Raw genomic sequence first — 24,497 nt, 5'->3', positions numbered from 1 at the left:
CCCCGGCTGCGGAACCAAGCGCCCGGGCGGCCTGAGTGTGGTTAAGCGTCCTTGGGTGCGAGGACGATGTCGAAGCGGGTGCGGGCCCAGGCCTGGTTTCCGAGGTCGCGGCCGTTGGGGGTGGGGGTGCCGGGCTCCTGGTGTTCGAATTTCTTGATGAGGGAGTCCTTGACGCCGAAGACGGAGTCACCGATGCCGATCTGGGGGTCGCCGTCGACGAAGATGTGGGTGACGAGGGTGCGCAGGTTTTCGGCGGTGACCATGAAGTGCAGGTGGGACGCGCGGACGGGGGAGCGGCCGGCGGCTTCGAGCATCTTGCCCACCGGACCGTCATGCGGGATCGGATACGGGGTGGGCGTCAAACCCCAGAACGCGTACTGCCCCTTCTCGTCGGTGTAGAGGTGGGCGCGGCCGGCGATTCGGCCGTCGGTGTACTGGACGTCGTAGAAGCCGTCGTCGTCGGCTTCCCAGACCTCGATCCGGGCGTTCGGGACGGGGTTGCCGTCGGTGTCGGTGACGGTGCCTTCGACCCAGCAGGGCTGGCCGTGCGCGCCGCCGGCGATGTCACCGCCGTGCGGGATTTCCGGGGCGTCTTCGGTGAAGAACGGGCCGAACACGGTCGCCTCGGTGGCGGCGGCGGCGCCGCCGGTGTAGGCCTCGTTGTTCACGGCGATGGTCTGCATGGAGGCACCGAGGACGTCGGAGAGCAGGATGAATTCCTGGCGTTTGTCGTCGGTGATGTGTCCGGCGGCGGTGAGGAATTCGATGGCCTGGTTCCACTCGGTTTCGGTGAGCCTCACCTCGCGGATGAAGGCGTGCAGGTGCCTGGTCAGGGACTGCAGGAGCTGCTTGAGCCGGGGGTCGACGGTGTTGTCGAAGGACGCGACGACGGTGTCGACGAGGTCCTGCTCGACCCGGGCCTGCTCCGGGGGGATGCCGGTGGCCGCGGTGCCGGTGGGAGTGGTGTCGGTGGGGGCGTTGTTCATGGCTGCCTGCCTTAGAAGTCGGTGAGGGTTTTGGGGTCGTCGCCGGCGGTCGCCGCCTGCAGCAGGGCGGTCAGGTTCGCGGCTGTCGGGGTGCGCGGGTTGGAGGCCGGGATGACCGGCAGGATCAGCTCGACCGCTTCGGCGATGTTCGCTTCGGTAAACCCGTAGTCTTTGAGCGCCTTGGGCGCGTCCAGCTGTTCGCGGAGCCGGTTCAGGCCGTCGACCGGGTCCGCGGTGCCGAACGCGGCGGCGATCCGCTGTGCGGCGTCCGGTGCTTCGGGCGCGTTGAACGCGAGCACGTACGGGAGCACGGTGGCGTGGGTCTGGGCGTGGGGCATGTTCCAGGTCCCGCCGAGGACGTGGCAGATCTTGTGGTGCATGCCGGACCCGGCGGAGGCGAACGCGACGGCGGAGAGGTAGGCGCCGTAGAGCGCCTGTTCGCGGCCCTCGAGCCCGGCCGGGTCCTTCACGATGGCCGGCAGGCCGGCATTGAGGGCGCGGATGCCTTCGGCGGCGAGGGCCTGGTTGATCGGGTCGACGCGCGGTCCCCACATCGAGTCGATGCAGTGCGCCATCCCGTTCAGCCCGGAGGCCACGGACAGCTCGACCGGCAGTGAGAGGGTCAGGTTCGCGTCGTAGATGACAGTGGCGGGCAGGACCTTGTCGTCGACGCCGGTGCTCTTGCGGGCCGCCTCGGTCAGGCCCCACACGTTGGTGGCCTCGGACCCCGCGTACGTGGTCGGGACCGCCACGATCGGGATCCCGGTGGTCAGGGCGATGGCCTTCGCCAGCCCGGTGGTCGAGCCGCCGCCCACGCACACCAGCAGGTCGATGCGGTGCTCCGCCGCGGCCGCGCGGGCTTTCCCGGCCTTCTCGATCGGTACGTGCGGCGCCACATCGTCGTAATTCAACGCCACCTCAATGCCCGCGGCCACCTCGTCGGCGATGGACGACTCGGACTCCGAGGCGATCACCATCACCCTCCGCGCGCCGAACCGGGACACCTCGGAGGCGAGGTTTTCCGCGGCCTTCCCGGTGCCGAACAGCACTCGCTGCCCCAACGTCACATGCTCAAAAGTCAGGCTCATTCTTTAGTTCTCCCGGTTCAGCATGGTGGTCAGCGCGGTCTTCAGGGCGGATTCCGGATCTGCCGGCAGCCGGTCCGAACGCCAGCCGATGTGCTTGTCCGGACGGACCAGGACGGCTCCGTCTTCTGCCACTTCGCGCAGTTTAGCCCAGTCGAAATACAGGTCGGTGATCTCCTGGCCCGGACCGATGACGACCGTCTTCACCGTGACGCCGAGCTGGTCGCCGACCTTCCGCGCGGCCGTCGCCCAGTCCTCGCCGGTGATGCCGGTGAAGAGCGTGAACTGGCCGTAGGGCGCGAGGTCATGCGTGGAGTACTTGTTGACGTTGTCTCCGACCCACGCATGCGGGAGTCGGACGCCGGGGTAGGTGGACGGCTGGTAGTAGAGCTCGGGGTCGCGTGCGGGTTCGGGTTTGGCGGTGCCGTCGCCGACGACGGCGGTGGAGACGTAGTGCTGTCCGAGTTCTACGCCGTGGGCGTTGAATTCGTAGTTCTTGATCTCCATGGCTTCCTGGACGGCGAGGCGCTTGGCGGCGCCTTCCGGAGTGTTGTCCTTGCGGGACTCGATCAGCGCGTGCATCTCCTCGGGCGACTCCGCCGTGTCGATGCCCAGGGCCTCGAACAGCTTCACGAACTCGCGGCCCGACTGGTTGGCCCGGGTGACGATCTGCTTCGCCACCGGGGCCCGCTCGGCCGAGTAGGTCTCCAGCAGTTCCTCGCCGGCCTGGCCGTTCAGGACCGCGGCGAGCTTCCAAGCCAGGTTGTAGGAGTCCTGGATGGAGGTGTTGGAGCCGAGGCCGTTGCTCGGCGGATGCTTGTGCACGGCGTCGCCGGCGCAGAAGACGCGGCCGGACTGCAGGTGCGTGGCGTACTGCTCGTTGTTGCCCCAGAGCGAGATGCCGGTGATCTCCACGTCCAGGTCCGGCACGCCGATCAGGTTGCGCACCACCTGGCGGGCGTCCTCCTCGCTGACCTCGGGGGTGCCCTCATTGATGTCGAAGCCCCAGACGATCAGCCACTCGTTCCACGGCCGGACCATGCGGACCAGCCCGGCGCCGATGCCGCCGATGTTGGAACCGGGCTGGACCACCCAGTACAGCACCGACGGACGGTGTCCGACGAGTTCGGCAATGTCCGCCTTGAACGTGATGTTCATGGAGCCTGCGATATCCATTTGCCCCTCGTACGGGAGCGTGATGTCCGCTGCGACCTTGGAACGCGCACCGTCCGCCCCGATCAGGTACTTGGCCCGGATCGTGTACTCGGTTCCGGTGAGGCGGTTGAGCACTCGGACGTTCACGCCGTCTGCGTCCTGCGTGTGCGAGAGGTATTCGGTGGAGAACTGGGTCTGGGTTCCGCGCGTTGTCGCGTTCTTGACCAGGATTGGCTCCAGGTAGGTCTGCGGAATGTCGCAGTTCAGCGAGGGCGAGGCCAACTCGTAGTCCGCGTGCCGGGCCGGGTGGTTTCCCCAGGTCAGGATGCGGCCGATCTCCTCGCCGGCGATCGAGGTGCAGAAGACCGTGTCGCCGATCATGTGGTGCGGCGTGGCATCGGCGAGCACCTGATCCTCGATGCCAAGATCGCGGAAGATCTCCATGGTCCTCTGGTTGGTTATGTGTGCCCGCGGCGTGTTCGCGGTCCAACGGTACTTGGTGATCATGATGTTCGGGACCCCGAGCGAGGACAGGAACAACGCAGCGGAAGAACCGGCAGGACCCGAGCCGACAATCAGGACATCCGTCTCGACGACGGCGGAATCCGGGGTTTCGGTCTCGGCGACCCCGTCATTGAAAATCACCATGGCAACTACTCCACTTCGAAAGGCCGGACTTTCCGGGCAACTGCATTCGAGTGTTCCAGCTCACAGTGACACTTTGGCGGTGCCGTCCCCATCACGGCGGAAAGCGGCAAGGTCATGGCGGATTCAGGCAAAACCGCCGGCGGCGGCGCCGGGATCAGGCGTCGCCGGGACCCTCGTAGGTTCCGTACTCGGGGGCGCCCGTTGTTTCGTAGACATGGATGGCCAGCCCGCCGGGCGTGGCGGAGTGGCGGACGAGCTTGAGCCCGGTGGGGGCAGCGCCGTCAGGAAACAGCCGCCGCCCGCTGCCCACGATGACGGGCGCGATGACCAGCCGCAGCTCGTCCACCAGTCCCGCGGCCAGCAATGACTGACAGAGCCTCGCACTGCCGTGGATCTGCAGCTCCCGGCCCGGCTGCCGTTTGAGTTCGGCGACCTTGGCAGGGACGTCGCCGGAGAGGATCGTTACGGGAGCCCACGTGGCTTCCGCCAGGCTGTTGGACGCGACGTACTTCGGCACGGCGTTCATCTTGCGGGCGAAAGGTTCGTCGGGGTCGGGCATGTTTGGCCAGGCCTCGGCGAACTCCTCATAGGTCCGCCGCCCCAGCAGGAGGCCGCCCGCCTCCGCCAGCCAGTCCGCCGCCTGTTGCATGAACGCATCGTCCATGTGCGGGACGAACCAGCCGCCCCGCGTGAAGCCGCCGCTGGTGTCCTCGTCCGGGGAGCCGGGCCCCTGGCATACGCCGTCCAGCGACACGAACTCGGTCAACGTCAGCTTCATGGAGGCTGCCTTCCCGTCGTAGGCACGGCAAGAGCCGCTGTTTGATTCAGCTCAGGTCCGTGCGGTCCCGCAGCGGGGTCAGTCCGAACTTCTCCTTGTAGCTGCGGGAGAAGTGTGCCTGCGACGCGAACCCGAACCGGGCAGCGACCGCCGCCAGCGGCTGCCGCGAGGTCGCGGGGGAGCGCAGCTGGTCGCGGGCGGCCTCCAGCCGGGCGTCCAGGATGCTGCGCGGTATGCTGCTGCCGGCCTCGGCGAAAATGCGCGAGAGCTGGCGTTCGGAAATGCCTACCGCGGCCGCGATCTGTCCGGCCGACAGCCCGGCGTCGCCCAAATGGGAGGTGATGAAAGCCCGCGCCGCCTCAAGATGCCCAAGCGGAGCACCGCCGTCGTTCATGATGTGCGACAGCAGGTCCAGCGTCGTGGCTTCCAGGCGGTCCCAGTCCTGCGCCCGGCCGGAGAGCGCGTCGGCGAGTGAAGCCGCTAGGGCCTGTGCGTGGGCGGTACCGGCCTCCGGAGCCCGGAAGCCGAACACGTGCGGCCGGTTCAGCCCTGAGCGGCCGGTGAACTCGCCCAGCGTCCGCCGAGGAATCTTCAGCGCCAGTTCGTTCAGTCCGTGCGAGAAGCCTCGCATGAACGGCTGGTCCGCGTCGTAGAGGATGGCCTGGCCCGGCTTGAGGATCTCGCACCCGTCCCGATGGTAGAAGAAGCCCTCGCCCTCCAGCGCGAAGTAGGCCACGACGGCCTCGGCAGGATGGGCGGCGATCTCACGGGCGGACCGTTCCACCACATGCGGCGTACCTGCCACGCGCGCGAACTGCAGCCGGGGCAGGCTCAGGTTCAGCTCGGTGGCTTCCAGCGACGTGCCGTTGAGCGTCCTGGCCTGCAGCCCGACCAGCGCCCGCGCGTTGTGCTCTTCCCAGAGCGCGATCCGGCGGTCACCGGGCAACCCGACCGTGGAGAACCGGGTGAGTCCATGCGGACGCGCACCACCTGTGGCCTGCATCATAGTTCACCAGTGTACGTGCGCCGCGCAAGCTGCAGGAACCGCTCCAGCGCCGGCGAGGGCGGGAGGTCCCGGGACCACACCATGACGGCATGGAGCGGGTCCATCGGCTGCAACGGCTCCCGGACTGCAATGCGTTTGCCGGCGCTGTCGGCGATCGCCCGCGGCATGAGGCTGATGCCCATATCTGCCGCTATCAGCGGAATCGCTGTCTGGAGCGTAGACACGGTACGCACGGAGCCGGGCCGGACACCGAGGCCATGCCACAGGCGTTCCAGGATCCCGGTCATGCCGGGAAAACCGGGAATGGCACTGGGGACGATCCACGACTCTCCCATCAGCTCCACGAGGTCCAGTGGATCCGGCAGGTGGGCCAGACGCGGCGGAAGTACTGCCACGAGTGGCATGGCCATGACGGCGGCAACGCCTAGCTCCTCGTGACCCGCCGCCAACCGGGCGGGATCGTCCGTGGCAACGAAGCCGACGTCAGCGTTGCCCGTTGCGATCTGGCGGAGGACTTCTGCGGGCTCCGGATCGGAAAGTTCGACGGCGACACCCGGTGCCTTTGCGGCGTAGGCCTTGAGCAAGGGCGGAAGGTGTGCCCAGGCGAAGGTGGGGACCGACGCGATATGGAGCCTGCCCGCGATGCCTTGGCCGACCGCCTTGACCTGCTCTTCGACTCGTTCGCTCCAGCGCAGTAATTGCTGGCCCTGTGCGGCCAATAGTTCCCCCGCTGCCGTCGGTGAGACCCCCTGCCGGTGTCTGACAAGCAGCTGGACGCCTAGCTGCTTCTCCAATTGGAGGACGGATTGGCTGAGCGGAGGCTGGGTCATGTGCAGGACCGCCGCGGCGCGGGAGAAGGAGCCCTCGGCGGTGACGGTGAGGAAGTACTCCAATTGGCGGAGGTTCATAGTCGCAAAGTATATGGCAGTGGCTACAAATTGATATTTGTCCTCTAGTGCTCACTCGGGGAACCTAAATAGTGACTTGCAACACGTAAGGAATTCCGTCATTTAGCCCGAGGAGGAGCCATGACGAATGCCATGACCGGAAGCCCGGCCCTGAGGCCGACCCCATGACGGGCCGTGGATGGTTTTCCGCCGCGGCGGCACTGCTGGTCCTCGTTCTGGTAGCAGGCTGTGGCGTTGGCCGAGGCAGTGCCAAGGTGCTTGGTCCGGAGGACGAAATCAAAGTCGGAGTGATTCCAGTAGCGGACTTCGCCCCGGTGTACATCGCCGCCGAAGAGGGCTATTTCGAGGACGAGGGCCTGAAGGTGAAAACCCAGGTGATGCAGAACGCCGCCGCTATTGCACCCTCCGTGATCAACGGCCAGTTGCAGTTCGGCACTGCGGCCGTTCCGCCGTTCCTCGGCGCGGTGCAGAAAGGCCTGCCGCTCAAGGCGGTGGCGAACGGGACGTCCATTGCCGCCGACCCCGAGCAGGATCCGTCGGCGCTGGTTGCCGGGCCGGGGAGCGGTGTCGAACGGCCCAGGGACCTGGAGGGCAAGACCGTGGCAGTGAACGCGCTGAGTTCGATCGTCCATGTCACGGCGGCCGCAGCCATCAAGGCCGACGGAGGGGACCCCGCCAAGGTGACGTTCGTGGCCATGCCGTTCCCGGACATGGTGCCGGCGTTGGCTCGCGGTGCCATCGATGCGGCCTCCTTGGTGGAGCCGTTTTATGCACGCTCTGTGGGCCAAGGAACCAGAGTGCTTGCCCGCCCCTACTCGTCAGCCTTGAGCCCGAACGGCACTTTCACGGTCATCTTTACGGCGGGACCGTTCATCGAAACCAACCCTGAGATCGTCAGGAAGTTCGCTCGGGCCGTGGACAAGGCGAGCGTGGAAGCGGCGAAGCATCCGGAGAAGGTGGGTGCAGTTCTGGCCAAATACGGCAAGCTGCCGCCGGAAGTCTTCAGCAAGATCAAGGTCCCGCTGTACAGCGACAATCTGGACACGGCCGCCATGGACCACACAGCAGGGCTCATGCAGCAGCTTGGATTCCTGCCGGACGCAGTCGACGTAGAGAAGGCGGTGTGGAAATGACAAGGGTCGACCTGGCTGTCAAAGAACCTGCGCAGTTCCCGGTGGGCACAGCAGGAGGCCGCGGGCAGCGGGCCACACGGCCACGGAACGCGGCCTCCAGCCAGACCGGACGAACGTTTCTGGGTGCCGGGACAGTGCTTGCGGTCCTGGCGGTCTGGGAGTTGCTGGCGCGTACCGGAGCTTTCCCTCCGGGCTCAATTCCCCCAGCCACGGCGGTGTTGGCGGAGTTTTTCCACCAGTTGGGCGTGGGCGGCTTCTGGCTGGCGGTATGGAACACGGTGTCCGTGGCGATGCTCGGCTTGCTCCTGATCGTGCTGATCGCCTCGCCTCTGGCCCTGCTGATCGGTCTGGTGCGCCCGGTGCGGGAATCCACCTGGTTCGTCCTGGAGTTCCTCAAACCCATTCCGCCAGTGGCGCTGATCCCGCTGGGGCTGTTGCTCTGGGGCCCGTCGCCGGGAATGAAATTGTTCCTCATCGTGATGGGCGCGGTCTGGCCGCTGCTGACCCAGTTGATCTACGGGCTCAAGGAAGTCAACGGCATCAGTGCCGACATGGCCCGCAGCTACCGCCTGGGCTGGTGGTTGACGACCAGCAGGCTGATCGTACCGTCCATCCTGCCGTTCGCCCTGACGGGCATGCGGATCTCGGCTTCCATCGCCGTCGTTATCGCCGTGGTGACCGAGATGATCGGAGGTGCAGCAGGCCTGGGACAGAACATCGTGGTGGCGCAGTCCGCCGGGGCCTTGAGCGAGATGTATGCGCTGATCCTTGCTGCAGGCTTGCTGGGCCTGCTCATCAACGCCGGATTCCGCAGCGCGCAGAAACCGCTGATGTTCTGGCATCCGTCGATGCGTCAGGAGGGAAACCTGTGAGTACCATCCACACCACCCGGCGGTTCGGCGGGATCGGTCTCTTCCTCCTGCGTGCCTGGCTTCCCGTGGGACTTGTGGCACTGTGGTGGATTGCCTCGGCCTCCAGCACATCGCTCTACTTCCCGTCGCTGCAGACGATCGCGGAAACCCTGCTGGCCGACTGGCTGGGGCCGGGGTTCGTCGAACACCTGCTGCCGGTCGTAGGGAAGTTCCTTGCCGGCTTTCTGATCGCCTCACTGGCCGGGATCGGACTGGGCTTGGTCATCGGCATGTACCCGGCGCTGCGGGCGGCCACTGAACCCCTCATCCAGTTCCTCCGTTCGCTGCCGCCGCCGGTGCTGCTGCCTATCGGGCTGCTGTTGTTCGGGATCGGCTCCTCGATGAACATTGCCATCATTGTCTTCGGTGCCATCTGGCCCACGCTGCTCAATACCATCGACGGCGTTCGCTCGCTGGATCCGCAGATGACCGAGATGACCAGGTCATACCGGCTCACCCGGGTGCAGAAGATCCGCTACGTCATCCTGCCCAATGCGGGGCCGCAGATCTTCGCCGGCCTGCGCACCACCCTGCAGATGTCGATCATCCTGATCGTCGTGTCCGAGATGGTCGCCTCCACCAACGGCATTGGCTACTACGTCCTCAATTCTCAGCAGACCTTTGCCGTCCCGCAAACCTGGGCCGGAACCCTGGTCCTGGGCCTGCTCGGCTACCTCGCCAACCTGCTCTTCATCCGTCTGGAGCGGTACGTCCTGCGCTGGCAGGCCGGGCTGCTCGCCACCACAGGAAGCGGTGCATGAAAATGACCGAAACGTACCCCCGGGACACGGGGCGCGTAGCGCCCGAGGCAAACCCCGCCGTCGTCAATTCCGAAGTCCTGCTCCAGTTGCAGGGACTGCAGAAGAGCTACGGACACGTGCAGATCCTGGCCGGCGTGGACTTCGAAATCTGCAAGGGCGAGTTCGTCTGCGTGGTCGGACCGTCCGGCTCCGGCAAGACCACACTGCTTAAGTGCATGGCCGGCCTGCTCGCACCCTCCGGCGGCCGGACCGTCTTCGAGGGGGAACCGGTGACTGAACCGCCGGCGAAGCTTGCCGTCGTCTTCCAGGACTACAGCCGCTCGCTGCTGCCGTGGATGACGGTGTGGCAGAACGTGGAACTGCCGATGAAGAACAAGTTCCCCAAAACGGAGCGGCCGGCGCGGATCGAATCCGTGCTGGAGGCCGTGGGTCTGGGCGGCAAGGGCAACCTGTACCCGTGGCAGATGTCCGGCGGCATGCAACAACGCGCGGCGATCGCCCGCGGACTGGCCTACCAGCCGGACGTGCTGCTGATGGACGAGCCATTCGCAGCGGTGGACGCGCAGACCCGGATCGAGCTGGAAGACCTGGTTTTGCGCGTCCGGCAGGAATTCGACACCACAGTCGTGTTCGTTACGCACGACATCGACGAGGCGGTCTACTTAGCGGACCGGGTGGTCGTGCTCTCGGGCGCGCCAACCACGGTCAGCCGGAACATCATTGTCGACCTGCCCCGGCCTCGCAATCAACGCGACACCAAGCTGTTGCCGGCATACGCGCGGCTCCGCGCCGAAGTGTTCGAGCTGATCCAGTCCGCCAAATCCCACGCCACCATCCGCTAGACCGCCTGAGAGAAAGGCACCAGAATGACCAGGACGTACCAGCCGCTGCAAGCGGCCGAAGCTGCCAAGTACCGGACCCGCGTGACCCTGCTGGGGACTGCGGGGGGCCCGCCGTGGTGGGACGGCTCCGACCGCTCAGGCATCTCCACCGCCATAACGGTCAATGACGCCGTGTACCTCATTGACTGCGGTGAGGGCTGGGGTCCGCAGTTCCGCAAGTCCGGGCTGGGACCGGCAGGGTTCCAGAAGGGCCTGGACAACATGAAGGCGGTGTTCATCACCCACCACCACTCGGACCACATGGTGGATTACCCGAACCTGCTCCTGCTCGCCTGGCATAACGGCTCCGACGGACTGAGGCAGCCCATCCAGATCCACGGCCCCGGCGACCGCGGCGCGCTGCCGCCCATCTTCGCCGAGGAAAAGCGCCGGTTTCTGCCCGAGGTCTTCCACCCCGCGTCGCCGACCCCCGGCCTCGTCGAGTCATCGGAAAAGCTGCTGCAGGCCTACGCCCTCGACATCAACGACCGGATGCGCGACAACGCCAAGCAGGACCTGCGTGAAGTCTTCGAGTTCCACGACATCGAGCTGCCCGCCGGCACCGGCGACGATCCCAACGGCAACCCGACGCCGGCCATGGAACCGTTTGAAATCTACCGGGACGAGAACGTCCGCGTCAGCGCGATCCTGGTGGACCACCGCCCGGTCTTCCCGGCCTTTGCGTTCCGCTTCGACACCCCGGACGGCTCGATCGTGGTCTCTGGAGACACCGGTGTTTGCGACAACCTGGTGACCATTTCGGAGGGCGCGGACATCCTGTTGCACGAGTGCATCGACATGGATTGGGTGGATGGGCCCATGGGTCCGGGCTCGGCCAAACCGGACCCAAACCTGATGCAGCACATGCTCGCCGCCCACACCGCCATCGAGGAGGTCGGCCCGCAGGCGGAGAAGGCGGGGGTCGGCACCTTGGTCCTCACGCACCTGGTACCCGGCAACACCCCGGTGGAGAAATGGCAGAAGGCCCAGGTCGGCTTCTCCGGAAACCTTGTCGTGGGTGAGGACCTGATGCATTTCGGACTCGGCGGGCAGCGGGACTGACCCGCCAACACCGACGGCGGAGTCTCCTTCCCCACGGAAGGAGACACCGCCCTTGGCGGACCCAGAGGTCTGTTCCGGCCGTCTCTTGAGGGCATAGTCTGGACATATCGGCGCTGGCGCCGAGGCTCCGGCGTCGATGACCCCATCGATAGAGGAGGAATGATGAGCGTCGTACGTGAATTCATGACGACGGATTGCCAGTGTATACGCGAACATCAGACCCTCGAAGAAGCTGCCCGGATGATGAAGGACCTGGACTGCGGCTCGCTGCCGATTTGCGGTGACGACGGCATGTTGAAGGGTGTCATTACGGACCGCGACATCGTGGTGAAGTGCCTTGCCGAAGGCAGGGACGCCAAGGAAATGATGGCGGCCGACCTTGCCCAGGGCAAGCCGCACTGGATTGACGCCGATGCCAATATCGACGAAGCCATCCAGATGATGGAGCGGTACCAGGTCCGGCGGCTGCCTGTGATCACCGGCCACAAGCTGGTGGGCATCGTCAGCCAGGGCGACATTGCGCGCAACTACACTGAACAAAAGGTGGGCGAGATGGTGGAACATGTTTCCGCGCGGAAGCCCATGCAGATGACCTGATCGATCCCGGCCGCTGCTGCCCTTCTTCGGGACAGCAGCGGCTTTGTCTGCATCGGTTTAGTCTCAGGTGGGCGGAGGATTAGTGGACGACGGCGGAGCACGGCTGATCTTCGGGTGCATGGGTTTAGGTGGGGGCTGGGGAACAGGTCCGCTGGAAGCAGCGCACGTCAAAGCTGCCCACGAGGCGGTGGATGCTGCGCTGGAGGCCGGGATCCGCGACTTCGACCACGCCGACATCTACGCGCATGGTAAGGCGGAGGCGGCGTTTGGCCGCGTGCTGGCCGAACGGCCCGGGCTGCGGGACCGGATCCGGCTGCAGACGAAGTGCGGCATTCGGCTGCCGGTTCCGGACAAGGTCGGCCAGTACGACTCCTCGCGCGAGTGGATTCTGGCGCAAGCGGAAGCGAGCCTGGACCGGCTTGGCACGGAGCACGTGGAGACGCTGCTGATCCACCGGCCCGATCCGCTCGCCCGTCCGGAGGAGATCGCCGAGGCATTCCTGCAGTTGAAGGAGGCAGGCAAAGTCGGGCGGCTGGGAGTATCCAACATGTCGGCCCAGCAAATGCGCTGGCTGCAGTCGGCACTGCCGGAGACGCTCGCCGCCAACCAGCTGGAGATGAGCCTGCACCGCAGCGGCTGGCTCGAGTCTTCGGTACTGGTCAACCACGACGACGCTGCCGAAATCGGATTCCCGCACGGAACTGTGGAGTACTGCCAGGCGGAAGGGATCGAGCTCCAAGCCTGGGGTGCGCTAGCCCAAGGCCGCTACAGCGGTGCGCCCGGCACCGCTGAAACCGGATCGGATGCCGCTGCGGCGGCGCTGGTTGCCGCGCTGGCGGAGGACAAGGGCTGCGCACCGGAAGCCATAGTCCTTGGCTGGCTGCTGCGGCATCCGGCACGGATCCGCCCGGTCCTTGGCACCAGCAACCCTGGGCGGATCAAGGCCAGCGGTGAGGCCAAGCGCGTTGCTGAGAGCATGAGCCGGCATGAGTGGTATTCGCTCTGGGTCGCTGCCCGCGGCCGCGCGCTGCCTTAGCAGACGGACGTTGGAAAAATCTTGGCAGTGGGCATGAAAGGTTCCGACCAGCGCTGATGACCTGCCGATGATGCCGTCATAACGCAGCTGTAACGGAGCGATAATGGCGGCGCTGAAGAATTGCAGCGAGGGGGAGCTCAGAACTGCAACCTACAGCGTGACGGGGTCCCTCATGAACGACGGCGTCGCCCGCCCTTTTCTTTCGGCACACTTCGTAGCGCTTCGCTCGAAGTGCTTGACGATGACCGCCCATTGGTCCCGCCCATGATCCAGATCATTGCCTTCATGCTGTTTGCCCTGTTGTGGCGCAACACCAGGGGCAGAGTGCCTCTCCAAACCATCATCTCGGAATCGAGTGACTGGTTACGCACGATGGGGCGCGGGCCGGAGCAAAGGTCAATAGTCAGTGTCGGCCAGTCCAGCCCTACGCGAAGTCAATGAGGAATGCCATGACTGCTGGGATACAGAAGCCAAGGTCCGTCTACCCGCCACCAGCATTGGCTCGACCGGAAGCGCCGGCGGAGCCGGGTCCCAACGAATCGACGCGGACCAAAAGAGCCATCGGTATCGATGTTGCGCGGTCCATCGCCCTGATCGGCATGGTGTCTGTCCACGTATGGCCCGTCACGAATAAGAACGACGACATGTCCTTGGTCTATGCCGTCTTCGCCGGCCGCGCCGCCGGGCTCTTCGCCTTGCTGGCGGGCGTGTCCATTGCGTTCGTGGAGAGGCGGTCGCGGGGAAAGCTGTTTGGCCGCACGCTGTGGGCGGACCGGGGAGCCCTCGTCATTCGGGGCCTGCTCATCATGCTGGCCGGCCTCCTGCTGGGCTATCTAGAATCCGATGTCACGACGATCCTTCCCTACTTCGGCATCCTGTTCCTGCTGGTCATTCCGTTGTATGGCCGGTCCAACCGCGTGCTGCTCATCGCCGGAGTCCTGTTCGCCACCCTCGGCCCGCTCCTGTTGTTCCTCTTCGGGGACAGTCTCCCGGAACAACCTGATCCGGGCGCGGACTACACCCTGACAACGATGTTCCAATATCCAGTGCCGTTCGTCGCCGACATGCTCCTGATCGGCCAGTACCCTACGCTGCTCTGGATGGCCTACATCTGCGTCGGCATAGTCATCGGCCGCCAGGTCCTGACATCGAAGAAGGTCGCGCTGGTCATTGCCGCTTGGGGCGCGGGACTGGCACTGGCCACATGGTTCCTCTCCCAGTTTTTGCTCGGAGCAGCCGGAGGCTTCCAGCGCTTGGTGGAAGCGACGCCGGGCATGACCAGCGCGGACATCGTCGACGTCCTGGCGTACGGGCCCGAGGATCCGATGCTGCCGCACACCACCGGGTGGTGGCTGGCCGCCGTCGCACCGTACTCACACACCCCGCTCAACCTGATACACGATCTAGGCTGTGCGATGGCCGTAACGGGGGTGGTCCTGCTCCTGACCCGTTCCGGCGGCAAGATCTTCTCGCCGTTCGCGGCTATCGGCGCCATGACGCTGACCCTCTATTCGGCACACGTTGTCATCCTGGCGATCGATGTGCTGGACACGGCCCGGCCGCGGGTTTCCCTGTGGGTCCAGATCATTTCATTCATGCTGTTCGCCCTCGTCTGGCGAAGCGCGATGGGTAGGGGCCCTCTGGAGCAAATCATCTCGGACTCGAGCGACTGGGTACGCACGAGAATCGCCTCGTCCGGGCAGTCTCGCGCGGGGCACAGGCGGCAGCCTGCCGAGAGCCCTTCGCCGCACGTTCCGCTGTCCGCAACGCGCGAACCGAACCCAGGCGCGCCGCCATCGGAAACGGATCTGCCTGCCAAGGTTCCGCGCCCCTCCGGCACCCAGTAGGTTGATGGGACTTGGCCCATTTGCGGAAGGAACATCATGACCGACGGACCATCCACGGGAGCACAGGAATCCGGACGCTTGTGTCCGCTATGCGGCCAGACGCTGCGCGAACTTGATGAAAGCCAGTGGACCGCGGAAGGCCCCGTCCCGGAAGGCACTCTGGGCGTGTACCTCTGCGAAGGACAGCACCGGATCTTGGTAGCGCCGCCCGCCGTGCAGGGTTAAGCCCCCTGTGCCGGGTGCCGGTCCCGGATGATGTGGTCGATCTCGTCCCGGAGCCGTACGGCTTCGTCGAGCGTCAGTTTCAGGGCCTCGCCGGTTTCAACCCAGCTCAGGCTGAGTACCTCGTTGCCGGAAATGCCGGTGATGCCGATGCTCAGGGCGCGGCCACCGGGCTTGCTCACGTCTCCGATAATCAGGTCGCCGGCGTCGTCTTGGGCGAACTCCATGGGTGGTTCCTCCTGTGTAGGTGCAGTCGAAGGCACAGGTGGTGGGCCTGCTGTGGCCCACTATTCCGTGTTCCGGTGCGCTCCGCCACCATTTTCGACGGCGGTGGCTGCGTCCCGCAGCGAAGGGGACTAATGTTCGCAGTGGGACGGTTTCCCGGCCCGGCGCAACGCCAGGAACGATCGCTAAGGTGGGATTGATCATGGGAGTCGACGACAAGTTCGATGCTGCGAAAGACAAGATCAAGGGCAAGGTCAACGAGGCGGTCGGCAAGGCCACCGATGACAAGTCACAGGAGGCCAAGGGCCACGCCCAGCAGGCCGAAGGCGAAATCAAGGACAAAGTCGCCGATGCCAAGGCGCACCTGAAGGACGATGCTAACCGGGTGGACGACACGGAAGGCGGCGGCCGGCTCTGACCGCACATGAATGATGCCCCGCCTGGTCCGGCGGGGCATCATTCATGATGACTGGATCTCGCGGGCCTGACAGCTATGGTTCCGGCCCACTGGATTGCAGGATTCGGCAGTTCGGCTCAGTCGTCGCAGTCGAGGTCGAGCTTGTCGCTCTTCACCCAACCGTCATCATGGCTGAAGCTGAAAGCCTGGTACGTGTCGCCGCAATCGAGGCCATCCTCAGTGAAGTCGAATCCACCATCGTCATCAGTCCACACGCGGCGGTAGTCGACGACCTCAGCGTCATAATCGTCGTCGTCGAACTGGACGAGCCAGACACGGACTCTGCTGTTGTCCTCGTAGCCCGTGCCTTCTACTTGAATCTCGTCTTCGGCTTCCTGGCTCAGTTCCAATTCGGCATCGTCACGGTCGTCGTCGTGATGCTGGATTGACGGAGTCGATGCAGTGCTGACCGCAGCCGTTGCAGGGGCGGACATACCCAAGGTGCCAAGCAGGCCAAGGGAAGCTCCAAGTGCGGGCACGAGGAGACGCCAAGGAGTTGATTGCTTCATGATTGTGCACTTTCGTAGATACCGGGTTCTGCCCCTTGGGGGATGCGTCATTCAACCGCAGGGGACGCCCCGGCACCGCGTCCTTCAAGTGCTGCCCCCACCCTCAGTGGTCTTCAACCCTCGGGTCACCTGAAACTGCAGGTTCAACGATTTGTGTTTGGACGGATAGAGCCACACTTGGAATGGCCCTTGGCCTCATCACGGGCGCACGCACTTCTATGATATCGGTCTGTCTTCTCTGCCTCCCAGCCCCCTGCATTGGGGCTTGTGCCGCCGTCGGTGCAGGGTGCCACACGCCGGGAGGGGATGGTTGCTGGGTCCGTTTCAGGCTCCAAATACAGGGTCGCCGGCTCTTGGTTAATCGGATCAGCTTCCTTCGCTTATGCTTGTCCTCAAGTTGGGGATTCTGCCTATTTTCGCGCGCCGCCGGCGCCGTTCCCCGCTGCCTAGGGGATGGACATCAATGGGGTCTCAGCTTGGCCGGTTCCGTGCCGCGACTGCACTTTCCGCAACCGCAGCGCTGGCTGTTTTCGGTATCGCCCTCGCGCCGTCGGCTCTGGCCGATGAGCTGCCGGAGACGCCGGCGGCGGCAGCCACTGTTGCCGAACAGGAACCGTCCCGCGAGTCTCTCCTGGAGGACGCCGTTGATTCCGTGTTGCCCGGACTCGGCGAGGACACCGGCGAAGCCCCCGCAGCGGAGCCGGAGAGCGAAACCGGGCGCGATGAAGCAGCCCAAGAGCCGGAGGCCATTGAGGCTCGGGAAGAGATTGAGACCGAACACCGACTGCCTGGTGCCAGTGAGCCATCCGCACCTGAGGAGCCTGCCCCCGTCACTCTGGAAGCGCAGCCACGGGCCGCAGGCTACAGGGTCTACGGCTTTGTTTGGGAGGACATGTGGGGCGACGGAGTTTTCGATTACGGAGTCGACTACGGAATCTACGGCGCCGAAGTCGAATTGCTGGACGAAAATGGTGACGTCGTCGACACAGTGGTTACCGAAGGACGTGCTCCCTACTCTTTCGAGGAAGTTGAGCCCGGAACCTATCGGGTGCGTTTCGCTCCCGTGGAAGACCTGAACTTCGTTCCTGCGCCACCCCACGCCTCGGAGGACGAACCGACCAGCGACATTGACATCGATGGCTACTCCGAAACCTTCACACTCAGCGCCGAGCAGGCCACCGTGCAGGTGGACGCCGCTTTTGCGGGAGATGTTCTTGTGGAAAAGGTGCCAAACCTGTTTCTCGGAAGCTACTACGACGCCGACCGCGACGGCGTGGCCGATGAAATGGAAACCGGTGCTCCCGGCGTCGAAATCGAAATCCTGGACGCTGATGGCAACGTCCATTCGACGACCACGACGGACGAGGGCGGGGTCTCGATGGGGGAGTTGGAAATCGGGGAGTACAGGCTTCGCGTCATCCCGCCCGAAGGGTATGTAGTCACCGGCGCGGAATGGCTCGACTTCTCCCTCGATCTAGAAGATGTTTCGCTCCGGACGCTGGAAATCGACGCCAATGGGCTGACGCCGTACTTCGCCATCGTAGGAGCAGCGCCCTTTGGAATCATCTTTGGCATTGCCGAGGAGGTGGCGGTCGCGGCGCCGGCGCCGGTAGAGCCCGCGGTTGAGCCGATGGCGCTGAACCCGCAGCCGGTTGCTGCACCGGGGGAGCCTCAGCCAACGACGCGCCTCGCCGAGACCGGCAGCAGCGCTTCCGCCTGGGCGCCTTGGGCCGGTCTCGTCATTGCCGCTGGTGCCCTCCTGCTCCGGCTTGGCCGACGCAGGGCCGCCTAGGATTCCCCGGCTGCCGGGCGGCGGGAGCGGATCAACTGCTCCAGCTGCCCGGCCACGTCGGCACGTGGCCGACTGGCGTCGATGATCGTGAAGTCCCCGAACTCCGGCAGCGCCCGGTAACCGGCGTCGAACGAGCGCAGCTCTGCGAGGGTCTCGGAGTCCTCTCCGCGCAGGGCGACCCGGGCGAGCGCCCGCTCCGGCGGGATGGCAAAGTAGACGACCAGGTCCGGCCGAGGGAGCCGGTCCAGCAGCCTTGCCGCGAGGCCCCGCCGGACCAGTCCGCGGCTGTGGTCACGTGCGGGCTGGCAGTACAGGGAGCGGTCGAACAGCACCAGCCCCTCGGCGTTCCGGGACTTCCAGTAGGCACTGCAGGCCATAGCGGCGCGGATGGCATTTTCGACGGCGGTCAGGCCCCTGCGGCCCAGCAGGCGCTCGGCGGTGGTGCCGAGCCGGCCGGCCCACCGCTCCAGCGTCTTGCGGCCGGCGTAGATTCCGTGGACGGCGACGGGCTCGCCGGCAGCCGCGAACCGGGCCTTGACAGCCTCGGCCGCAGAGGTTTTCCCGGAGCCGTCGATGCCGACCAGGGCCACGCGGTACGGGCCTCGCCGGGGTGCTCCATGTTCGTTTGGATCGGCCGTCCGGCCCGGATCCGGCAGGATGACGGTCACGGCCGGGCGCGGCAATGGGCAGGGGCCGCAGCGGGAACACTCGTCATCATCCGCCTACCTTACGGCGGGAATCTGGGCGCCCGCTTGGAGCGGCTGCAGTGCTGGACGAAGCCCGGTGCTGGACGAAGCCCGGTGCTAGACGAAGCCCGGTGCTAGACGAACACCGGCTGCTCCAGCCGGCGGAAGGCCGAGCCGTGGAAGACCAGCGGCTCGTGCGCGTCGTCGTGCGTGGTCAGGGCGTGCACCCTCAGCAGCACCACGTGGTGGTCGCCGGCCGGAACCTCCTGCTCCACGGAGCAGTCCAGCCACAGCGCGGCCTCCTCGAGGAAGAGGGCGCCGTCGTCGGTGGAATGAAGTTGAAGCCCGGCGAAGCGGTCCCCGGATTTCGACGCGATCTGGCGGCAGACGCCGTCGTGCCCCGCACCCAGCACGGAAACGCCGATACGTCCGGCGGTGCGCACGATCGGCCAGGTGCGCGAGGTGTTCTGCACCGCGAACATCACCAGCGGCGGGTCCATGGAGACGCCCACGGTGAAGGAGGATGCGACGATGCCCTGCGGGGCGCCGTCGACAATGGCGCACAGGGCGGCGATACCCGACGGGAACCGTCCGAACGCCTTGCGGAGGGTATCGGGCTGCAGATCATCGTGGAGGGACATGCCGGTTCCTTTGCCGTCAGGCGAATCCGCTGGCTTCCTCTACGACCGGCGAATGCGCAGTACTTGCGACGCTGGCTGTCGGCCAGCGGGCCGAATCATCACCTGGAGCACCCCGCTACGGCGAGAGGGTTGCCGGCCAACCAGCCAGGGCTTGGTGTTGGCACTCATGATTCTGCTTTCCACGCTAAACGCGGCGTGCTGCGGGGTCAAACCCCAGCAACACTTCGTAAAGGACCGCCGCGCCGATGCCGGGAGCTACTCCGACCGCTCCGGTTCGCTGAACGTTTCGGTGTCCACGTCGCCCTGCAGCGCCGCGCTGTAGCGCGGGCCGTGCACCGTCTTCTCGTTGATCAGCTCGTCCAGCCGGGTCATCAGCGCGGCATCAAGTACGACGGCGGCGGCCGCCAGATCTTCGTCGAGGTGGGCGATGCTGGTGGTTCCGGGAAGGGCGACGATGTCCTCGCCGCGGTGGAGCACCCAGGCCAGAGCCAGCTGGGCCGGCGTGCAGCCGGCCTCCGCGGCGAGCCGGATGAATTCATCAAGCAGCCGCAGGTTGAGCGGGTAGTTCTGCGCCGAGAAGCGCGGCATACCGCGGCGGATGTCGCCGTCGGGCAGGGACGCCACATCGCGGACCGTGCCGGTGAGGAAACCGCGGCCCAGCGGGCTGAACGCCACGAACGCGGTGCCCAGCTCCCGGCAGGCGTCCAGGGTGCCCAGCTCCGGATTGCGCGTCCAGAGTGAATACTCCGTCTGCAGCGCCGCCATCGGGTGCACCGTGTGGGCCCGGCGCAGCGTGTCGGCGGAAACCTCGGAAAGGCCGATTCCGCCGATCTTGCCTTCGGCCACGAGTTCAGCCAGGGCGCCGACGCTCTCCTCGACCGGGATGGTCTTGTCCCAGCGGTGTAGGTAATAGAGGTCGATGTGGTCCGTGCGCAGCCGCCGCAGCGCCTCCTCGCAGGTGGCCTTCAGCGTGTGCGGCCGGCCGTCGATCACGCGCTTGCCGTCCACGCTCGTCATGCCGCACTTGCTGGCCAGGAAGTACTCGTCGCGCCGCGCGCCCAGGACCTCGCCGACCAGGGTCTCGTTCGCCGTCGCGCCGTAGAGCGCGGCCGTGTCGAAGTGCCGCACGCCGCTGTCCAGCGCGTGCAGCAGCAGCGCCTCGGCCTGTTCGCGCGGCGGGGGCGTGCCGTAGGCATGGCTGAGGTTCATGCACCCGAGCCCGATGCTGCCGGCGTCCCTGGCCCCGATCCGGCGAGTGCCCATGCTGTCCCTTCCGCTGCGTGCGTGCCAACGCTTCTTCTTAGCACACGCCTCCGGCCCGTCCGGCATTTGGCCGACCGATTCCGGCGGATGCCTCGACAAGCCCCGGACCTCGCGGTAAGCATGGAGCGTGGCTGTCATCGGGTTCCATGCATCGCACGAACAGATCGCTCCGGCCCAGCTCCTGGCCGACGTCCAGTTGGCCGAGCAGGCCGGCTTCGGCGCGGCCATGTGCTCCGACCACCTAGAGCCCTGGTCCGCCCGGCAGGGCCATTCCGGCTTCGCCTGGTCGTGGCTGGGCGCCGCGCTCGCCACCACCAAGCTGCGCTTTGGCGTCGTCACCGCGCCCGGCCAGCGCTATCATCCCACCGTCATCGCGCACGCCTCGGCCACCCTCGCCAGCATGTTCCCGGGCCGCTTCTGGTTCGCCCCGGGCAGCGGCGAGAACATCAACGAGCACGTCACCGGGGACGGCTGGCCTGCCAAAGACGTCCGCCAGCGCCGCCTGGAGGAGTGCGTGCATGTCATCCGGCAGATGCACGACGGCGAAGTGGTCACCCACCGCGGCCTCGTCACCGTGGAGCAGGCCCGGATCTGGGACGTGCCCGATCCCAAGCCGGACATCATCGCCCCGGCCATCAGCCCGGACACGGCCGCCAGGGCGGCGGCGTGGGCGGACGGGCTGGTCACGGTCAACCAACCGGCGGAACAGCTGCGCAAGGTCCTCGGCGCCTACCGGGAGCACGGCGGCAAGGGCAAAGCCGTGCTGCAGGTGCACCTGTCCTGGGCGCCCGAGGAGGACACCGCCGTCGAAATCGCGCTGGACCAGTGGGGCAGCAACGTCTTCCCGTCCTTCGTCGGCGCGGACCTGCCCACGCCCGCCTACTTCGACGCGGTGAGCACGATGGTGGGCGAGCAGCAGATCCGGCAGTCCGTCAACGTCTCCGCCGACACCGGCCGGCACGCCCAGTGGCTGCAGGAGTACCTGGACCTCGGGTTCGACGAGCTTTACCTGCACTTCGTCGGGCAGGAGCAGAAGCCGTTCATCCACGCCTTCGGGCAGGACGTGCTGCCGCAGCTGGCCTAGCAGCACACGGCCGGGCTGGCTGCGCGTCCGGCCTAGCTCAGCACGTCCGCCAGGTCGTACTTGACCGGCTCTTCCAGCTGTTCGTAGGTACAGGATTCCGGGTCCCGGTCCGGCCGCCAGCGGACGAACTGCGTCGTGTGCCGGAAGCGCTCGCCCTCCATGTGGTCGTACTTAACCTCGACCACGCGCTCCGGCCGCAGCGGCACGAAGGACAGGTCCTTGCCGGCGCTCCAGCGGCTGCCCTCGGAGGTCAGCGGCGTGCGCTTGCCGGCCTCGTGCTCGGACCGGCTCCACGGATGCTCGCCGGAATCGGCGATCAGCGGCTGCAGTTCCTCGAAGAGCTCCTTGCGCCGCTGCATCGAGAAGGCCCCCGCCACACCCACATGGGTGAGGCCGCCGCCGTCGTACAGTCCCAGCAGCAGCGAGCCCACCAGGCCCGGGCCGCTCTTGTGCACGCGGTAGCCGGCCAGCACGCAGTCCGCCGTACGCTCGTGCTTGATCTTGAACATCGCGCGTTTGTCCGGCTGGTACGTCCCGTCCAGCGGCTTGGCGACGATGCCGTCCAGCCCCGCCCCCTCGAAGTGCCGGAACCACTCTTCGGCCTGCGCGTGGTCACGGGTGGTGCGGGTCAGGTGGACCGGCCCGGCCGCCTCGGAGAGGAGCTCCTCCAGCGCGTTCCGTCGGGCCGAGAATGGCAGCGGCATCAGGTCCACGTCGTCGAGCGCCAGCAGGTCGAAGGCCACGAAGCTGGCCGGGGTCTCGGCCGCCAGCAGCTTCACCCGGCTCGCGGCCGGATGGATGCGCTGCTGCAGCATCTCGAAGTCCAGCCGATCGCCGCCCGGCCGGACCAGGATGATCTCGCCGTCGACCACGCAGCGCGGCGGCAGTTGCTCCAGCGCCGCCTCCACGACCTCCGGGAAGTAGCGCGTCATCGGCTTCTCGTTCCGGCTGCCGATTTCCACCGTGTCGCCGTCGCGGAAGATGATGGACCGGAAGCCGTCCCACTTGGGCTCGTAGCACAGCTCGCCCTCCGGGATCCGCGCCACGGACTTGGCGAGCATGGGCTTGACCGGGGGCATCACAGGCAGTTGCATGTGGCCCATTCTTGCCGCTGGCCTGGGCCCTGTCATCCCTTGGCGCCATCCCGGCGGCGGCGTTCCGCGGGCCGTGAGGCTAACGACGGCGGTGGGCGGGGCTTTGGTCTCGAACGCCCGGCTCGACGACGGCTTCCCTGAGGACGGGCGGGGTAGGGGTGCCAGCGCCGGGCTCGGCGGCGGCTTCGGTGAGGGCGGGCGGGTCCGGATTGGTGGCCGGGGAAGGGAGCCGGGCGTCCGGCCCTTGTTCCTTTCGGCGCAGGAACGGGCTGAGGAGCACGGCGAGGCCCCAGAGAATGGCCGCCAGGGAGAGCCCGGTGCTGTGTGCGGCACCGGCGCTGTCGGGGTAGAGCAGCCAGCTGGTCCCCAGTACTACGGCGCTGCTGCCGCAGGCGGTGCCGATGAGAGTGCGGCCGGCGGGCCAGAAGGCCATGACCAGGACGCCCATCACCAGTAGCAGGCCGAGGGCGGCCTGGATGGGCCAGTGCGAGAGTCCCCAGGACGTGTCGTCGACGACCCCGGGTGTGAGGGACTGCTCGACAGCGACCGCCGTGTAGCTCCACCAGCCCGGCGCCCCGAGCAGGGCCAGCGCAAGAATCGGTCCGCTGGGTTCCAGCCTGCCGTCCGCACGGTCTGGCCTGTCCGCAGGGGAGAGCAGCGGAACCAAGCTCATGGGGAGCAGCAGCGCGGCGGGCACCAGCGGCCCGGAATCCTCGGCGAGGACGCCGGCCAGCAGCAGCGCCGCGACCACCAGCCAGAGCAGCACGAGGGCCGGCCAAGGTTGCCGAGGCCGCGCGGCGATGGCCACGAAGGATCCGCCGACGATGAAAGTGAACAGCACGCCCCAGCTGGTTTCGAGGCCCATCACGGCATGGAAAGCCGGGTTCACGCCGAGGAGCATCGTGAGATCGATGATCCCGAAGAAGCCTACGGCCCAGAAGACCGCCGCAAACCAGGCCCAGATCCGGGCTCCCGTGAGCATGTCCACAGGATACGTGAGTTGCGGTGCGGCGGCAGCCAGAAACTGGCGGAGATCGGCCCCATCGCTATCCCGTTACTCCGGTGGGGCAGGTCCTATCGTTATCCCGTTACTCCGGTGGGGCCGGTCCTATCGTTATCCCGTTATTACGGCGGGGCCGGTCCTACGTCATCCCGCAAATACGCCGCGGAGCCAGTCATCCGCGCACGCTAAGCGTCCCTTCGAATACTGTCAGAGCCGGCTCATAATGTTGGTGCATGGAGGACTTCGGGAAGCAGCGGTCGAGGAAGCGGCAGGTCAATGCCTCGTTCTCTGCTGCCCCTGATGGGCCGTCTTCTCTTTTTGAGTACCACTTGCATAGGGCGCTGTTGGATGAGTGCCTACGGCGGATGTATCCGGACCTGGCCCCTGGCGCCGGCGATCAGTTGCGTGTCGTGGAAGATCCCACGTTCGGCACCGTGCACATCGCGGGCCTGGAAGCTGTCGTCGAGGCTCCGGCCGCGGCCGCGGATGCCGCAGCCGCCTCGAACGCGACGCCCACGGATCTGAACGGTCCTGCAGCCGGCGCGCCGGATGATGCGGCGGCCGGGCCGGAAGACACCGAAGCCCCTGCATCATTTGAAACCCAGCCCTCCGCAGTGCCAGCTACTGAGCCGGCCAAGTCCGGTGAGGCGGAGCCCGTTTTCGCTGATCCCCTGACAGCGTCCGAGCCGGTACCGGCGGCGGATGAAGCTGGGGATGGGGCTGGGGC

At 66.3% G+C, this 24,497-nt stretch carries 25 protein-coding genes, 1 pseudogene and 1 riboswitch; of the genes and pseudogenes, 13 read left to right on the top strand and 13 right to left on the bottom strand.

The annotated features are described in order from the left end of the window. Window positions 1–41: 41 nt before the first annotated feature. The 6 genes from OC550_RS13275 to OC550_RS13250 all read right to left on the bottom strand — a co-directional run bounded on the left by OC550_RS13275 (window position 42) and on the right by OC550_RS13250 (window position 6,566). On the bottom strand, window positions 42–986 hold the full coding sequence (locus OC550_RS13275) for a dioxygenase (RefSeq protein ID WP_262106372.1): 945 nt from the start codon (window positions 984–986) through the stop codon (window positions 42–44). 11 nt (window positions 987–997) lie between these two features. Further along, a complete protein-coding gene (locus tag OC550_RS13270) occupies window positions 998–2,074 on the bottom strand; it encodes a maleylacetate reductase (protein ID WP_262106371.1) in 1,077 nt (358 codons plus the stop codon). A gap of 3 nt (window positions 2,075–2,077) precedes the next feature. Continuing rightward, window positions 2,078–3,874 carry an FAD-dependent monooxygenase gene (locus tag OC550_RS13265; protein ID WP_262106370.1) on the bottom strand — a complete coding sequence of 599 codons (1,797 nt, stop codon included), beginning with the start codon at window positions 3,872–3,874 and terminating at the stop codon, window positions 2,078–2,080. A 154-nt stretch (window positions 3,875–4,028) separates the two neighbouring features. Further along, window positions 4,029–4,652 carry a dihydrofolate reductase family protein gene (locus OC550_RS13260; protein ID WP_262106369.1) on the bottom strand — a complete coding sequence of 208 codons (624 nt, stop codon included), beginning with the start codon at window positions 4,650–4,652 and terminating at the stop codon, window positions 4,029–4,031. Between the two features lie 46 nt (window positions 4,653–4,698). Next, window positions 4,699–5,658, bottom strand: coding sequence for a helix-turn-helix domain-containing protein (locus OC550_RS13255; protein ID WP_262106368.1), 960 nt, complete (start codon window positions 5,656–5,658; stop codon window positions 4,699–4,701). Continuing rightward, entirely contained in the window at window positions 5,655–6,566 is a 912-nt protein-coding gene (locus OC550_RS13250; RefSeq protein WP_262106367.1) for a LysR family transcriptional regulator, read from the bottom strand. Before OC550_RS13250 ends, OC550_RS13255 begins: the two co-directional genes overlap by 4 nt. Before the next feature lie 164 nt (window positions 6,567–6,730). Here OC550_RS13250 and OC550_RS13245 point away from each other — a divergent pair, with 164 nt between their 5' ends. The 9 genes from OC550_RS13245 (at window position 6,731) to OC550_RS13205 (ending at window position 15,019) form a co-directional block, all read left to right on the top strand. Next, window positions 6,731–7,699 carry an ABC transporter substrate-binding protein gene (locus OC550_RS13245; RefSeq protein ID WP_262106366.1) on the top strand — a complete coding sequence of 323 codons (969 nt, stop codon included), beginning with the start codon at window positions 6,731–6,733 and terminating at the stop codon, window positions 7,697–7,699. A 215-nt stretch (window positions 7,700–7,914) separates the two neighbouring features. Next, window positions 7,915–8,571, top strand: coding sequence for an ABC transporter permease (locus OC550_RS13240; protein WP_262106365.1), 657 nt, complete (start codon window positions 7,915–7,917; stop codon window positions 8,569–8,571). After that, a complete protein-coding gene (locus tag OC550_RS13235; RefSeq protein WP_262106364.1) occupies window positions 8,568–9,371 on the top strand; it encodes an ABC transporter permease in 804 nt (267 codons plus the stop codon). Before OC550_RS13240 ends, OC550_RS13235 begins: the two co-directional genes overlap by 4 nt. After that, window positions 9,368–10,213: an ABC transporter ATP-binding protein gene (locus OC550_RS13230; RefSeq protein ID WP_262106363.1), complete on the top strand. Its 846-nt coding sequence runs from the start codon at window positions 9,368–9,370 to the stop codon at window positions 10,211–10,213. The genes OC550_RS13235 and OC550_RS13230 overlap by 4 nt, the downstream gene beginning before the upstream one ends. A 24-nt stretch (window positions 10,214–10,237) precedes the next feature. Further along, window positions 10,238–11,314 (top strand): MBL fold metallo-hydrolase, encoded by a 1,077-nt coding sequence (locus OC550_RS13225; RefSeq protein ID WP_262106362.1) that lies wholly within the window; start codon window positions 10,238–10,240, stop codon window positions 11,312–11,314. Between the two features lie 162 nt (window positions 11,315–11,476). After that, on the top strand, window positions 11,477–11,911 hold the full coding sequence (locus OC550_RS13220) for a CBS domain-containing protein (RefSeq protein WP_262107167.1): 435 nt from the start codon (window positions 11,477–11,479) through the stop codon (window positions 11,909–11,911). A gap of 67 nt (window positions 11,912–11,978) precedes the next feature. Then, complete coding sequence (locus tag OC550_RS13215; protein WP_306556933.1) at window positions 11,979–12,947, top strand: aldo/keto reductase family oxidoreductase; 969 nt, start codon at window positions 11,979–11,981, stop codon at window positions 12,945–12,947. A 449-nt stretch (window positions 12,948–13,396) separates the two neighbouring features. Further along, window positions 13,397–14,794: a DUF1624 domain-containing protein gene (locus OC550_RS13210; RefSeq protein ID WP_262106361.1), complete on the top strand. Its 1,398-nt coding sequence runs from the start codon at window positions 13,397–13,399 to the stop codon at window positions 14,792–14,794. A gap of 36 nt (window positions 14,795–14,830) precedes the next feature. Further along, window positions 14,831–15,019: a hypothetical protein gene (locus tag OC550_RS13205; protein WP_262106360.1), complete on the top strand. Its 189-nt coding sequence runs from the start codon at window positions 14,831–14,833 to the stop codon at window positions 15,017–15,019. On the opposite strand, the gene OC550_RS13200 is transcribed toward OC550_RS13205, so the two are convergent. Next, the gene (locus OC550_RS13200; protein WP_262106359.1) at window positions 15,016–15,243 is read right to left on the bottom strand and encodes a hypothetical protein; all 228 of its coding nucleotides are present in this window, start codon (window positions 15,241–15,243) and stop codon (window positions 15,016–15,018) included. The genes OC550_RS13205 and OC550_RS13200 overlap by 4 nt on opposite strands. A 188-nt stretch (window positions 15,244–15,431) precedes the next feature. On the opposite strand from OC550_RS13200, the gene OC550_RS13195 reads away from it, so the two are divergent. Next, window positions 15,432–15,659, top strand: a complete 228-nt coding sequence (locus tag OC550_RS13195; protein WP_262106358.1) for a CsbD family protein — start codon at window positions 15,432–15,434, stop codon at window positions 15,657–15,659. Between the two features lie 116 nt (window positions 15,660–15,775). Here OC550_RS13195 and OC550_RS13190 read toward each other — a convergent pair whose 3' ends face one another. Beyond that, the gene (locus tag OC550_RS13190; protein ID WP_262106357.1) at window positions 15,776–16,207 is read right to left on the bottom strand and encodes a hypothetical protein; all 432 of its coding nucleotides are present in this window, start codon (window positions 16,205–16,207) and stop codon (window positions 15,776–15,778) included. A gap of 463 nt (window positions 16,208–16,670) precedes the next feature. Between OC550_RS13190 and OC550_RS13185 the strand changes: the two genes are divergently transcribed. Beyond that, window positions 16,671–17,999 carry an SdrD B-like domain-containing protein gene (locus OC550_RS13185; RefSeq protein WP_262106356.1) on the top strand — a complete coding sequence of 443 codons (1,329 nt, stop codon included), beginning with the start codon at window positions 16,671–16,673 and terminating at the stop codon, window positions 17,997–17,999. Here OC550_RS13185 and OC550_RS13180 read toward each other — a convergent pair. The 3 genes from OC550_RS13180 to OC550_RS13170 form a co-directional block, all read right to left on the bottom strand. Beyond that, window positions 17,996–18,667 carry a thymidylate kinase gene (locus OC550_RS13180; RefSeq protein WP_262106355.1) on the bottom strand — a complete coding sequence of 224 codons (672 nt, stop codon included), beginning with the start codon at window positions 18,665–18,667 and terminating at the stop codon, window positions 17,996–17,998. The genes OC550_RS13185 and OC550_RS13180 overlap by 4 nt on opposite strands. 152 nt (window positions 18,668–18,819) lie before the next feature. Then, complete coding sequence (locus OC550_RS13175) at window positions 18,820–19,326, bottom strand: flavin reductase family protein (protein WP_262106354.1); 507 nt, start codon at window positions 19,324–19,326, stop codon at window positions 18,820–18,822. 54 nt (window positions 19,327–19,380) lie between these two features. Beyond that, window positions 19,381–19,498, bottom strand: a riboswitch (SAM riboswitch). Between the two features lie 83 nt (window positions 19,499–19,581). After that, window positions 19,582–20,589, bottom strand: a complete 1,008-nt coding sequence (locus tag OC550_RS13170; protein WP_262106353.1) for an aldo/keto reductase — start codon at window positions 20,587–20,589, stop codon at window positions 19,582–19,584. A gap of 127 nt (window positions 20,590–20,716) precedes the next feature. Here OC550_RS13170 and OC550_RS13165 point away from each other — a divergent pair, with 127 nt between their 5' ends. Continuing rightward, window positions 20,717–21,673, top strand: coding sequence for a TIGR03885 family FMN-dependent LLM class oxidoreductase (locus OC550_RS13165; protein ID WP_262106352.1), 957 nt, complete (start codon window positions 20,717–20,719; stop codon window positions 21,671–21,673). A gap of 32 nt (window positions 21,674–21,705) precedes the next feature. Here OC550_RS13165 and OC550_RS13160 read toward each other — a convergent pair whose 3' ends face one another. Together OC550_RS13160 and OC550_RS13155 are read right to left on the bottom strand one after the other, a co-directional pair. Next, window positions 21,706–22,767 (bottom strand): ATP-dependent DNA ligase, encoded by a 1,062-nt coding sequence (locus OC550_RS13160; RefSeq protein WP_262106351.1) that lies wholly within the window; start codon window positions 22,765–22,767, stop codon window positions 21,706–21,708. Between the two features lie 79 nt (window positions 22,768–22,846). Next, entirely contained in the window at window positions 22,847–23,749 is a 903-nt protein-coding gene (locus OC550_RS13155) for a hypothetical protein (protein ID WP_262106350.1), read from the bottom strand. Window positions 23,750–24,003: 254 nt separating this feature from the next. Here OC550_RS13155 and OC550_RS13150 point away from each other — a divergent pair. Next, a pseudogene (locus OC550_RS13150) lies at window positions 24,004–24,497 on the top strand (hypothetical protein); the annotation flags it as partial.

Source organism: Arthrobacter sp. Marseille-P9274 (assembly GCF_946892675.1).
GTDB lineage: Bacteria > Actinomycetota > Actinomycetes > Actinomycetales > Micrococcaceae > Crystallibacter.
The sequence above is the reverse complement of the archived record's forward strand: the minus strand, read 5'-3'. Positions and strand labels throughout refer to the sequence as shown.